Source organism: Bacillus sp. FSL K6-1005, from assembly GCF_038000225.1.
GTDB classification, from domain to species: Bacteria; Bacillota; Bacilli; order Bacillales; family Bacillaceae; genus Bacillus; species Bacillus mojavensis.
In genome coordinates this window covers 918218-930448 of sequence record NZ_JBBOBP010000001.1, presented here as the reverse complement: position 1 = coordinate 930448, position 12231 = coordinate 918218, and the positions used below count along the sequence as shown (strand labels likewise).

Annotated in this window: 11 protein-coding genes; 5 read left to right on the top strand and 6 right to left on the bottom strand. The window is 41.6% G+C overall.

Annotated features, from left to right (window positions below; translation table 11 throughout):
• Nucleotides 1-135: 135 nt before the first annotated feature.
• The 5 genes from NST16_RS04640 (at nucleotide 136) to NST16_RS04620 (ending at nucleotide 5344) form a co-directional block, all read left to right on the top strand.
• The gene (locus tag NST16_RS04640; RefSeq protein ID WP_010335078.1) at nucleotides 136-963 is read left to right on the top strand and encodes a TrmB family transcriptional regulator; all 828 of its coding nucleotides are present in this window, start codon (nucleotides 136-138) and stop codon (nucleotides 961-963) included.
• 248 nt (nucleotides 964-1211) lie between these two features.
• The gene (gene sigV, locus NST16_RS04635) at nucleotides 1212-1712 is read left to right on the top strand and encodes an RNA polymerase sigma factor SigV (protein ID WP_340884334.1); all 501 of its coding nucleotides are present in this window, start codon (nucleotides 1212-1214) and stop codon (nucleotides 1710-1712) included.
• Nucleotides 1712-2569 (top strand): anti-sigma-V factor RsiV, encoded by an 858-nt coding sequence (gene rsiV / locus NST16_RS04630; protein WP_168748324.1) that lies wholly within the window; start codon nucleotides 1712-1714, stop codon nucleotides 2567-2569. The genes sigV and rsiV overlap by 1 nt, the downstream gene beginning before the upstream one ends.
• Before the next feature lie 129 nt (nucleotides 2570-2698).
• Nucleotides 2699-4606 carry an acyltransferase family protein gene (locus NST16_RS04625; RefSeq protein ID WP_340884329.1) on the top strand — a complete coding sequence of 636 codons (1908 nt, stop codon included), beginning with the start codon at nucleotides 2699-2701 and terminating at the stop codon, nucleotides 4604-4606.
• A gap of 474 nt (nucleotides 4607-5080) precedes the next feature.
• Nucleotides 5081-5344, top strand: a complete 264-nt coding sequence (locus tag NST16_RS04620) for a YrhK family protein (protein ID WP_445684605.1) — start codon at nucleotides 5081-5083, stop codon at nucleotides 5342-5344.
• Nucleotides 5345-5669: 325 nt separating this feature from the next.
• Here the strand turns inward: NST16_RS04620 and cypB are convergent, their stop codons facing one another.
• From cypB to NST16_RS04590, 6 genes are all read right to left on the bottom strand, one after another.
• Nucleotides 5670-8834, bottom strand: coding sequence for a bifunctional cytochrome P450/NADPH--P450 reductase CypB (gene cypB / locus NST16_RS04615; RefSeq protein WP_340884324.1), 3165 nt, complete (start codon nucleotides 8832-8834; stop codon nucleotides 5670-5672).
• A gap of 16 nt (nucleotides 8835-8850) precedes the next feature.
• Nucleotides 8851-9441, bottom strand: a complete 591-nt coding sequence (locus NST16_RS04610; RefSeq protein WP_168748327.1) for a TetR/AcrR family transcriptional regulator — start codon at nucleotides 9439-9441, stop codon at nucleotides 8851-8853.
• Nucleotides 9442-9663: 222 nt separating this feature from the next.
• On the bottom strand, nucleotides 9664-10221 hold the full coding sequence (locus tag NST16_RS04605; RefSeq protein ID WP_326196267.1) for a class I SAM-dependent methyltransferase: 558 nt from the start codon (nucleotides 10219-10221) through the stop codon (nucleotides 9664-9666).
• A gap of 176 nt (nucleotides 10222-10397) precedes the next feature.
• Nucleotides 10398-10556 carry a hypothetical protein gene (locus NST16_RS04600; RefSeq protein WP_229146692.1) on the bottom strand — a complete coding sequence of 53 codons (159 nt, stop codon included), beginning with the start codon at nucleotides 10554-10556 and terminating at the stop codon, nucleotides 10398-10400.
• 166 nt (nucleotides 10557-10722) lie between these two features.
• Nucleotides 10723-10872 carry a YrzI family small protein gene (locus NST16_RS04595; RefSeq protein WP_003237348.1) on the bottom strand — a complete coding sequence of 50 codons (150 nt, stop codon included), beginning with the start codon at nucleotides 10870-10872 and terminating at the stop codon, nucleotides 10723-10725.
• A gap of 396 nt (nucleotides 10873-11268) precedes the next feature.
• The gene (locus NST16_RS04590) at nucleotides 11269-12069 is read right to left on the bottom strand and encodes a formate/nitrite transporter family protein (protein WP_010335087.1); all 801 of its coding nucleotides are present in this window, start codon (nucleotides 12067-12069) and stop codon (nucleotides 11269-11271) included.
• Nucleotides 12070-12231 lie beyond the last annotated feature (162 nt).

The following is a 12231-nucleotide window of genomic DNA, read 5'->3' as shown; positions in this document are numbered from 1 at the left end:
ATGAATCCCCTCATATATAGTGACTACAAAAGTAACTCCTTATAAAAAGTGTATCAATACGTTTGGAAAAAATCAATATGGTTTGTTAAAATAGCGATTACAAAGGCAGCGACTGCTTTTTATATTGGAGGATGTATGAAGGAGAATATATTAGACATTTTAAAAAACCTCAATTTTACCGAATATGAATCAAAAGCTTATCTGGCCTTATTGCAAGAATCGCCTTTAACAGGCTATGCGGTAGCCAAAAATTCGGGCGTGCCTCGTTCAAAAATATATGAAGTCTTGGAAAGCCTTGTCTTAAGGGGAGATATTTTTGTAAGTCACGGAAATACGCCCCAGTATGTCCCCGTACCCGCTAAAGAACTGGTTAAAAACCGCCGGCTTAAAGCGGAAGAGAATTTTGACCAGGCTGAAAAATACTTTGAAAAATTTGAGCAGACCGCAAATGACCGGGAAAATATCTGGAATATCACCGGCCGCAATGAAATTCTTGAAAAAGTGAAGGCCTGTATATCATCAGCAAAAAAAAGAATCCTCTTAGAAATATGGAAAGAGGATTTTAAAGAAGTGGAATCAGAGCTTAAACAGGCGGCAAATAAAGGTGTCATCGTCACCATTATTGCGTACGGAGAGATCGCATCTGATTTTGCTAATGTTTATCTTCATGATATGAGCAGTGAAATTACAGAAGAGTATGACGGACGGTGGCTTGTATATAGCGGAGATGATTCAGAAGTTGTAGCAGGTATTGTCTCTCTGGGGAACGATAGCCGCGCTGCATGGACAATGCATGTAGGGTTAGTCATGCCTATTACAGAAGTAATCATTCATGATCTGTATCTCATGGAAATTATGAAGAAGCATAGAGGGCTTTTAGAAGATAGTTTTGGAAAAAACCTCATCCAGTTACGCCGCAAATTTTCAATCCACTCAGATTTTAAAAAACATTACTTGGAATAGAACACATGATGCTTCCTGTATATTATGTAACCAAAAAACATGGCTTGTCTCCACAAGCCATGTTTTTTTATGCACTCCCCAATTAAAAGGATCTTTTCCGTTTATTTTTAAGCAATTGATCCCCCCCTCCCGCTCCTGATCATTTTTTAAAAAAATGATATCTGCGCAAACTATTTTTTAAACTGCCTCGTCTATCCTAGGTAACATCCAACGATATACGTATATTCGAAAAGGAGCCCTTTATTGCAATGAAGAAAAAACAAACAACAAAAGCGTTGCTTGTCACGTGTATAACTGACCATAAGCAAGATTTCTACAGGTTAGCCTTCAGTTATGTGAAAAATCAAGATGACGCGTTAGATATTATTCAGGAATCTATAAAAAAAGCGCTCGGCTCAGTTGAAACGGTCAGAAACCCTGAGACGATAAAAAGCTGGTTTTATAAAATTTTAGTTCGTACAGCTATTGATTTTTTGCGAAAACAAAAAAAGGTAAAGGTGATGGATGACGAAACGATAGAGTTTTTAAGCTCAGGAAAGAAAGATCACTATAAGGACACTGATCTTCATGAAGCGCTCGACGAATTGCCGTCCCACTATAAAACAATTATTATTTTGCGTTTTTTTGAAGACCTCAAACTAGAAGAAATTGCGGAAATTACAGGGGAAAACTTGAATACCGTCAAAACGCGCCTTTACAGAGCATTGAAGCTGATGCGCATTCAGTTGACGAAGGAGGATCTTTCTTAATGGATAAGAGATTACAGCAATTAAAAGAAGAATATAAAAATGTTCAGATTCCTAAAGAACTGGATATCATTGTCGAAAAAGCCCTTCAGCAAAAACCAAAAAAGAAAAGAATCGTCATGTGGCCGACATCAGCAGCTGTCGCGGCAGCTATTTTATTCACTGCACTTGTCAACATCAACCCAGATGCAGCTCAAGCTATGTCAAAAATCCCTGTCATCGGCAAGATCGTCAAAGCCATCACTTTTATTGAGATCAAAGAAGAGAAAGATGAATCAAGCATCGATGTCAAAACGCCTGCTCTGTCGGGACTTTCTAATAAAGAGCTTGAAAACAGCATCAACCAGAAATATTTGAAAGAAAGCAAGAAGCTATACAAAGAATTTATACAGTCCACATCCAAAAACAAAAAAGGACATCTCAGCATCTACAGTGATTACGAGACAGTAACAGATACGCCAGATTTAATTTCTATTCGGCGTGATATTGAAAAAACACAAGCATCATCTTACACACAAAGCCGTTATATCACAATTGACAAAAAGAACGATATCTTACTTACCTTAAAAAGCTTATTTAAAGATGACCGCTATATCAAAGTCATCAGCCAAAACATCAAAGAACAAATGAAACAGCAAATGAAGGAAGATCCAAATAAAATCTATTGGGTCACTGACGAGATTGCAGAACCATTCAAACACATTCAGCCTGATCAAACGTTTTATATTACAGAAGACCATAAACTTGTGATTTCATTTGATGAATATGAAGTTGCACCCGGCTATATGGGCGTTACAGAGTTTAAAATTCCGACCAGTGTCATCTCAAATCTGCTCATGGGAGAACGTTATGTTCGATAACAGAAAAACATCCATGTCATCCTCTGGCATGGGAGTTTTCCCTTTCGCAAAGGGACCTGACAACTATCAAGAAGGCGTAATCTCGCAGCCAAAGCAACAAGAATATCTGCACATTATTGGAGGAATACCATGTATCACAAGACACAACATCACCGCTACATCACTGGACTCGATGGCCTTCGGGCCTTTGCCGTCCTGGCAGTTATCGCTTATCATCTAAACTTCAATTGGGCTAACGGAGGCTTCATTGGAGTTGATATCTTTTTTGTATTATCAGGCTATTTAATTACTTCTATCATATTACCGGCACATGGAAATGATATCAGCCTTGATTTTCGGGACTTTTGGGTGCGCCGAATGCGGCGGCTTCTGCCAGCGGCATATTTTATGATCATTTCTGCTGTTATTTGGGTCGTCGTGTGCAACCGGGAACTATTGCACACTGTACGCGGAGATGCCATCTCTTCTCTCTTTTACATGAGTAATTGGTGGTTTATTTTTCATAAACTCTCGTATTTTGATAGCTTCGGCTCCCCGTCACCGCTTAAAAATCTTTGGTCGTTGGCCATTGAAGAGCAATTTTATATGGTATGGCCGATGTTCTTGGTTGCTGGGATGTATATATTTAAAAACCGTGCTAAACTGGCGGCGGCGGTGTCATTGCTTGCGCTCTGTTCAGCCGTGATGATGAGCGTACTGTATGAACCCGGCGGAGATCCGAGTCGCGTGTACTACGGCACAGATACTCGTTCGTTTGAACTTCTCATAGGATGTGCTATGGCTCTAATATGGCCGATGAAAAGACTGTCTTCAAACAGGCTGTCAAACAAACTGAAGCGCCTTTTGCATGTCACTGAACTTTCGGCGTTTTGTGTTTTAGTATTGTGTGTCTATTTTACAGATGAATACGAACCTTTTCTTTACAGAGGCGGAATGTTTTTAATAAGCACTACCGCAGCGGTCCTTATTGCATGTGTATCCCACCCGAGCAGCTTTTTGGGCATTCTGCTTTCATGGAGGCCTCTTCGTTGGCTTGGAACAAGGTCTTACGGTATTTACCTTTGGCACTACCCTGTTATTGTGTTAAGCACGCCAGTTCAAGAAATCGGAAACCCTGTTTTATGGCATATCGTGCTAAAGATCATCGCTACATTTATACTCGCCGAGCTTTCCTATCATTTTATCGAGGAGCCTATACGGACACAGGGATTTAGATCATTTTTTGGCCGTATTTTTATCCATAGAATCAGAGAATGGAAAACGACATCTGTCGTCAGCAAAATGTCAATTGGTCTCATCATTCTCGCTACACTTATTTTTGCGGGAGGGCTGTCTGGGCTAGCCGGGGAGCAAAAGCACCCCACCAAATGGACGTATAGCTCACAAGAAACAAACGGTGATACCAGCCAGGCTTCTGAGGATAGAAAGAAAGCTGAAGCCAATGAAGACAGTGAAAACAATCCCGAACAAAAGACAACAGACTCCAATCAAGATCAAAAGGAAAACAAAGATAATGAACAAGAGACTAGTAAAAATAAACACAAGCAATCTCAGCAGCAGAAAGAGCCGGCAGCTACTGATAAAGAAGTATTAGCTATAGGGGATTCCGTCATGCTTGATATCGCCTCCAGCCTTCGCCAGTCACTTTCACATGTCACAATTGATGGGAAGGTGGGAAGACAAATGTCTCAGGCTTTAGAATTGACACGGGAATACAAGTCTTTTAATCAGCCGAATAAAGCTGTCATCATTGAGCTGGGAACCAACGGCTACTTTACAAACAGCCAAATCGATCAATTGCTTACATCTTTCTCAAAAGCTCATATCTACCTTGTCAATACACGTGTGCCCCGGCAATGGGAAAGCAAAGTGAATGAATCTTTACGGCGGCAGGCTGACGCGCATGACAATATTACGTTGGTTGACTGGCATGCAGAAGCTCTCCAGCATCCGGAGTATTTCACCCCTGACGGCGTACACTTGGTTCCTCAGGGGGCTAAAGCTTTAACCGCTCTTATCGTTCAGGCAATAAAATAGATTTGCAAAAAAGAGGTCCTGCTGAGGACCTCTTTTTTTTGCGATAGATCAATTCCAGTTACAGGCCCATCGCATGCACAAATTGCTTTTAAAAAAGGATTGCCTGTCACATTGATGACATGGACCAGGCATAAAACCTAATCTATTGGAAATTTATATTCTGCATTCTAAAATTATTCCTTCCGTTTCGTTCTCAAATTCACTTAATACGAGAATAATATTCGATCCGTTAGTCATACTGTCACCCCTTTCGTTTATAATTCATTAATATTACAATATTTTTCACTTTATGTAAATAATTAGCTCTAAAAAACTTCGCAATCTCCCTTCCTAACTTGAGAAATGGCTGACTTATTTATGGTCCTAATAATCTTTATTTCTAGCTGTGAAGACCTTATGTTTACCTATCGTTTCCGTGAGGGTAAGCAAATATAGAATGGGGGGATCATAGTGGCAGCTAATGCAGAAAATGAAATGAAAAAGCAAATAAATCGGTATGAGCCATTTTTCAAAAAACGATATAAAGTTCTCTATACAGTAAACGATTTTATCATTGGCGCTTTATTTTTCATCGGCAGCTTTCTCTTTTTTTACGATGAATTAATGTCTGCAGGAATATGGCTGTTTGCAGTTGGCAGCTTCCTGCTTTTAATCAGACCGACGATTCGACTGGTTCATGATTTTCATTACAGAAAACATCTCGAGCGTCAATATCAACAAGGAGTGTCCTCTGACTAGTTTGAAGAAGCGAACAGTCTGAAACCTGTGGGGCATTCAAGTGCCGGGTCTCAATCGGACAGTCTAACTCAAACGGCAGGATGAAGGCAAAACGCTTGATTAAGTCAATAAAAAATCGAACTCCAATACACAAATATATAACTTTATAACTATTTATATATAAAATAATAGAAAAAAACCTAAAGTTTTATATCTTTCGGACGATAATAATAGTAAGGCCGGCGCGATACTCCCTATAACATCCTTTTCAGTAGATTTCAATATCGTGCCGGTTTTTTTCACATGCTAAAGTAATCCCGCCATCTCTGGCGGGATTTATTTTTACCTACATTCCTGTCCATACATCTTTTACATAACGTTTTTGATCTTGCAGCGTCTTCAGCCATTCTGCTGACGCTTCCTGACTTGCTCCTTTGTCACCTTCGTAAGCCGCACGCAGTGTGTTCTCTACTTCAGGAGCCATATGCGCACCATCGCCGCATACATAAACGTGCGCACCTTTTTCGATCAGTGAAATTAATTTCTGTGCATCTTGTTTTAGCAAGTGCTGAACATATACTTTTGGCTCGTCTTCCATTCGTGAATAGCATCGATGGACTGTTACCAAACCGTCGTTTTCCGCCTGGTCAAGCTCTTCTTTATAAAGATCGTCATGATCAGGACGGCGGCACCCAAAGTATAAATGAGCTTCGCCAAGCGCACTTCCTTCCTTCTTCAGAACGGACCTGGCCTGGATGAAACCTCTGAATGGCGCAATTCCTGTGCCTGGTCCCACCATAATAAGAGGGGTTTCGGGATCATCAGGCAGCTGGAATCCAGATTGCGGCGTCCGAATGAAACAGGCAACCGTATCACCTTGACGGAGTCCGGCTAAATAATTGGATGCAACGCCCTTGTATTCTCCGCGTCCACTCCAAGCTGTCGTCTTTACAACTCCTACCGTCATACTGATCTTATTTGCTTTGACCTTCGGTGAGCTTGAAATTGAATAATATCTCGGCTTTAGTGATGGCAAAAGCTCTAAAAATCGTTCAAACGGCATTTCACAGGCCGGATAGTCCTCTAACAGATCCAGCATGGTCACACGTTTTGTCAGAACCTGTTCCTTGTACATTTCATCACTTGAAACAAGCAATTCCAGCTCTTTTTTATGAGGCGGGCATACTGTATATGAAGCCAGCTCACGAAGCTGAAGCCTTGAAGCAGAATCCTGCAGCTCTACGTAGGATGATAATAACTCCGTCACTCTGATTGGCCGATCCAGCGGAAGGTGAGCCATATGCGGGCTGCCGTTCATTTTTATCACGGCGTGCGGCTGCAAATCGAATCGATTGAGAACCCGTTGAACCAGCTCTTGGCTGTTTTTCGGCAATATTCCGATGTGGTCGCCTTCTTTATACGTTTTTGAGTCAGGGAGCTCCAATTCTATATGACGAGTTGAACGCAAACTACTTTCTGCCTGAAGCTCACGGTTTTCAAGAACGATACCTTCAAACGCGCCATACGCTTTAGCAAGCGGTGTCTCTGTTGCTTCACTGAGGAATGTAATGGATAGTGAAGGCTTCGTTTCTTTCTCGGTTATTTCGTTCACATGAAAGGCTTCCATTGTTTCCTTCCAAAAGCGGTTCTCCCAAGACTCGCGATGGCTTTCAAAGTCGTCAGCCGCATCTCCTTCCCCAATGGATGTCAAACGTGATGCTCCTTTTGATGCCATCATGTCATCGATAAGGCGAGGAATTCGCTGATACGTGCTGGCCCAGCTTCGGTTTCCGCAGCCGAATACCGCATAGGAAACATCCTTTAATTGACCTTCCTCCAACTCTCCCAGCCACTCGACAAAGCCAGCAGCATTATCAGGCGGCGCTCCATTATATGAGGCAGTCACAATGACAACAGCACCTTGGTCAGGGAGTTTTCCGATGTAATCATCAAGAGATGCAGTTTCCGCTGTAAAGCCGAGCCGGCGCCCGTAAGCAGCCAATTCACCCGCCATGCCTTCTGCGGTGCCGAGATTTGAACCGTAAAGAACGAGTAAAGGTGTGCCGTGTTTAGGTTTTGTCTCGTTTTCCTTCGTTTCGTGCGCGGTGCCAGTCTGTTCTTTTTTCTGAACATTCATTTGGACCGTTTTCCTTGGTTTCACTGTAATTTTAAAATTATCCGGTTTAATTGTTAATGCCTCTTTGATTTTGAGCTCATAACCGGTGTGATTTATCAATTCAAAGTGCTTTAACACAAGACCGAGAACCATTGTCGCTTCTTGAAGCGCAAACTGCATCCCGATACACGCGCGCTGGCCGTTTCCAAACGGTTTATACGCATGGTGAGGAATATTCTCAGGGTTCTCAAACCGTTCCGGACGAAAATCTTCTGCATCTTCACCCCAAGCGTTTTGGTCTCTGTGAAGTTTTGGGATCAAGACGGAGACGGGCTGTCCTTTACTGATAGGATATTCACCGCCTAAAACTGTATCCTCCTTGGCATAAAGAGAAAAAGCGGGCGCTGTCGGATACAGCCTAAGTGTTTCATTGAGTACCATCCGGACATATTTCAGCTGCTGAATGTGTTTATATTCTGGCGTGTCTTCCGTTAATACGCGATCGGCTTCCTCCTGAGCTTTCTTAAGTTTTTCTGGATGTTTAAGCAGGCAGTAAATCGCAAAGGAGAGCAAGCCGCTCGTTGTTTCATGGCCTGCAATTAAAAATGTGATGATTTGATATCTGATGTTTTCATCATCCAGTGTCTCACCCGTTACAGGATCTTTTGCATAAAGCATGAGCGATAACAGATCCTTAATATTTTGATCCGGATATGCTTTTCGCTCTGCTATTATTCTGTCGACCAGCGAATTCATCACTTCGATATCCTTTTGGAACTGCTGTCTCGTTTTGACCATCATCTTATCCTGCAGGCCCAGTCTCTTTGTTTGATTCATTCCCTCTTTTAAAGCCCGGAGCATGCTGGTGATAAACGGATGCTGCGTATCACGGTAAAAGCTGTTAAACCGATAGTTAAATCCGCATAACCCGATGGTATCAAGCGTCAAGCGGGTCATATCGTCCGCCACGTCAATTTCTTCATTCGGATTCAGCCGGCTCCATTTTTGAATCAGCTGTGTCGCGATATCCAGCATCATAGAATGATAGCCTTTCATTGCTTTTTGACTGAAGCTCGGCAGTAGAATACGATGGGCTTTCTGCCAATTCGGCTCGTGCGTCCAGCTTGTAAACAATCCGTCTCCTCCGAACTCACGCACTTTCAGCAAGCCTTTTCCAAGGTTTTTATCAAAGCGGCTCTCGTCACACACTTCAGCAACGAGTTCATGGCCTGATACGAAAACGCCGGATACACCTGGAAAATCAAAACGGAAAATCGGCCCTAACTCATCAGCAATCCGCCATAAGGATTGAGAAAGCTGTTCCTTTTCCAAATGCGGGAGATTTTTTAAAGGTCCGTATGTTTTCGGCTGAGGTATTGCACTTGCCTGTTTCATAAACATCTTCCTTTCTTTATTCTTCTGAAGTCAATGAATGAAGTTTAATCGCGTCCCAGCAGCACTGCTCCAATTCAGAAATCAAATCAGCATTCATCTCTATATCACCTTGTTGCATTAGCTGGTACAGCTTGAGAAATGCGCCTAATACAATCGCAATTAATACATTGGAGGGCAAGGAGCGGATCACTCCTTCTGTTTTTCCCTTGTTAAAGAAATCGTCAAGCATTTGAGTCAGGTTTTCTATCATTTTTTTGCTTGTTTCATTTAAATAGTGAGCATCCTTCTTCGTCTCAAGGAAAAAAAGCGCGTAGTCGCTCTCCTTCGTAAATTGAACGAGACAGCAAAATATGTGGCGAAAGCCCTCCCTGACAGGCATTTCTGAATAATTCCGCTTTACCTTTTCTGAAAAGCGCTGAATGCTTTCTTGAAACAAAACATTGACGAGTGTTTCTTTGCTGTCAAAGTAGCGGTAAATCGTGCCTGTACCAACTTCAGCTCTTTTTGCTATCATTGGGATGGTGGTGGCATCAAATCCTCTTTCCGTAAAAAGCGATAGCGATGCCTTCATGATCAAATCGTATTTACTGATAAGTGCGGATGCCATGTAAACTTAAAACCTCCGTTTCTTTTAGGAATGAATATTCATTCCGCTTGTTCATAAATGATATCCACTCTGCTACGAATCACCTCTTACCCATACTTATGTTTATAGTTTATATGAAAAAAACTTTTTTTAATATAAATGCTATGCAAAATATATAAAATTAAGAAAATATACCCAATTCTCTAGATGTCAGAAGTCTGGATATATTTCCCGAGAAATTTTTTATTTAACAGCAATTATACAAAGACACGAATCGCGTTCGATGACAGAAATGTCCCTAAAATGCTGATCTTGCAGCAATTGAATATATTTTTTCTCGCTTTTTTCTGCATTGTTATCAATACTGATGTAAAATCGGCCGTCAATTTGAAGCACTCGATAAATCTCTCTTAATGCAAGCCTGACATCAGTACAAGTCTGAACCGTATGTAACGAAAACACTTTATTGAAGGTACGGTCTTCAAAGGGTATCCTTTCCGGATGGCCATAGAGAATGTCCCCCTGACCTGTTTTCTTTTGCTTTCGGATTGCACGGGACATCTGTCTTACTTTTCGCTTAGAAGAATCGATGCTTTTGATGCTTCCCTTTTCAAGTTTTTCCGTTATTTTCTTAAAGGCAGAGCCGTTTCCGGTTCCAATTTCTAAAATTCTGTCATTTTCTTGTATGTCTATAGAATCAATCATCATATGCTCAATTGTTTTCGTTTGCTTATATTTCCTAGAAAATAATTTCAATAGGTTGGATCGTTTATAAAGTTTGTTTTCTAGCATCTTAAACACCTGCTTTTGGTTTCCTGTGTTTATTTATTATATTGAAAAAATAAACATCGCTTCATTTCTTATACAGAATGGATATCAACTAGACGGCAATGTGTTTAGAAATGTTTCAACAGAACTGAACATTTTCATTTTTTCCCGCAAAAAAGGCAGAAAACAAATTGTTTTCTGCCCGCTTTTTAATGCCAATGATATGGGAACATATACAGCCTTTGCTGCTGGGTCGCAGCCAGTCTCTGCTGACGGAATGGATTGCCATAGCCGTGTTTGAAGGAATGCGGCATGGATGCATAACCATGGCCTATCGACGGCAGCCTTTTTTGTTGAAAGTTCATGATGCCATCACCTGCCCTTACATAAAGTGCTGCTGCTTTTTTATGATATGCGGGACAGCATTTCCTTGACAGCTTCATTCGCTACACTTGGTCCTTCTCCATCGTATAATGCATCAATAGTTCCATTTTAAGCATATGTCATCTCTCCCTTCCTGTTTTTTATTTGCTCTTAGCGCCAGTTTGTCAAATAAAGATGTTTCAGCTGAGATTCTTTCATTTCGTCATAAATCTGCTCGATCTGCTGTTCTCGTTCGAACTCTTCCGGGCTTTTAAACCGTTTGTTGATCGTTAAAGTCAAAAAGAATAGGTTAATCGTCATATCGCTCACCCCCTTTCAAAGTCCGCTCCAAGCGAAATAACCCGCGGCATCTCCCTGCTGCGGGCACATAAAAAACCGCAGACAAAAGAAGACACCCATCCTCTACTGCCTGCGGGGAGTTGCGTATGTCCGACGATTCCGATTTTAATGCGTGCGATAAGCATCGGTTAAGGAAGGACACGAACTCTTCCACAGGCTGAATAAACCATTATACATTCCTTGTACATTACGTGAGCCACTAACTGGTCTGCGTCGTTGTCGCATTGTCATTTTGATTCAGCCTCCTTTGCTTTTTTTCTTACTTTGTAAGTATATCCACCAAATTCCATTTTGTAAACATCTTTTTCTAAAAATGGACGTAAATTGTGTGATTTATCGATTGTCTTTGTCCCTTGTTTATGAGACCTGCTTCATTTCTTTTCTTAAGCGGTCTTTCTTATGATATGCAATAAAATAGATGAATCCGACAAACACGGCTCCTCCAATAACATTGCCGATAAAAGCCGGTATGAGGTTACCGATAAACTGCCCCCACGTAAACGAGCCGGCAAAAATGGCAGCCGGAATCACAAACATGTTGGCGACAACGTGCTGAAATCCGATTGCCACAAAGGCCATGACAGGGAACCAGATGCCAAAAATTTTCCCTGCCCCATCTTGAGCACCGAAGGAAAGCCAAACTGCAAGACAGACCAGCCAGTTACAGCCGATGCCGGAAACGAGAACCTTGCCAAAGCTCATATCAAGCTTTCCTTGCGCGACAGCAATCGTCTTTTCCAAATATGGCCCCGTTTCGGTTAACCCGACAAGATGACCGAAAAAGTAAGCAACAAACAAAGCGCCGATCAGATTCATAATGGTGACGATCACCCAATTAACCGCCAAATCCTTTAGTGATATTTTTCTGGAAAATAACGCCATTGCCACTGACATCATATTTCCTGTAATCAGTTCAGCCCCTGCAAGAACCACAAGTATCAGTCCTACAGGAAATACCGCAGCACCGATAAAACTGGACAGGCTTCCCCATTCTTTTGGAAGATCGCCGATCACCCTGATATCAAGCAAATAGCCGAATGCGATAAAGGCACCGCCTAAAAACCCTAGCACCAAGAGAGACAGCAACGGAAGCTTTACCTTTTTCATCCCTGCTTCAATTGCTGCTTCTGCTATTTCATCCGGTTTCCGAAAACCCATACTACATACGCCTCCATTGTTTCTTCATTTTTACAGTTATAAAAGAAAAGCAACAAAAAAGGCAGCACTCAAATAACCTGTATCACTCAGGTGTTTGAATGCTGCCTAACTTGTTGCATACCCATACAACAACATCAAGCAGAATTAAGATGTTGGTAGAGA

Excerpts from the sequence above, each read along its gene's own strand:
- NST16_RS04595 (WP_003237348.1), bottom strand. The coding sequence starts at position 10,872 with ATGACGATTAACCTATTCTTTTTGACTTTAACGATCAACAAACGGTTT.
- NST16_RS04625 (WP_340884329.1), top strand. The coding sequence starts at position 2,699 with ATGTATCACAAGACACAACATCACCGCTACATCACTGGACTCGATGGC.
- NST16_RS04590 (WP_010335087.1), bottom strand. The coding sequence starts at position 12,069 with ATGGGTTTTCGGAAACCGGATGAAATAGCAGAAGCAGCAATTGAAGCA.
- NST16_RS04610 (WP_168748327.1), bottom strand. The coding sequence starts at position 9,441 with ATGGCATCCGCACTTATCAGTAAATACGATTTGATCATGAAGGCATCG.
- NST16_RS04640 (WP_010335078.1), top strand. The coding sequence starts at position 136 with ATGAAGGAGAATATATTAGACATTTTAAAAAACCTCAATTTTACCGAA.
- cypB (WP_340884324.1), bottom strand. The coding sequence starts at position 8,834 with ATGAAACAGGCAAGTGCAATACCTCAGCCGAAAACATACGGACCTTTA.
- NST16_RS04620 (WP_445684605.1), top strand. The coding sequence starts at position 5,081 with ATGAAAAAGCAAATAAATCGGTATGAGCCATTTTTCAAAAAACGATAT.
- rsiV (WP_168748324.1), top strand. The coding sequence starts at position 1,712 with ATGGATAAGAGATTACAGCAATTAAAAGAAGAATATAAAAATGTTCAG.
- sigV (WP_340884334.1), top strand. The coding sequence starts at position 1,212 with ATGAAGAAAAAACAAACAACAAAAGCGTTGCTTGTCACGTGTATAACT.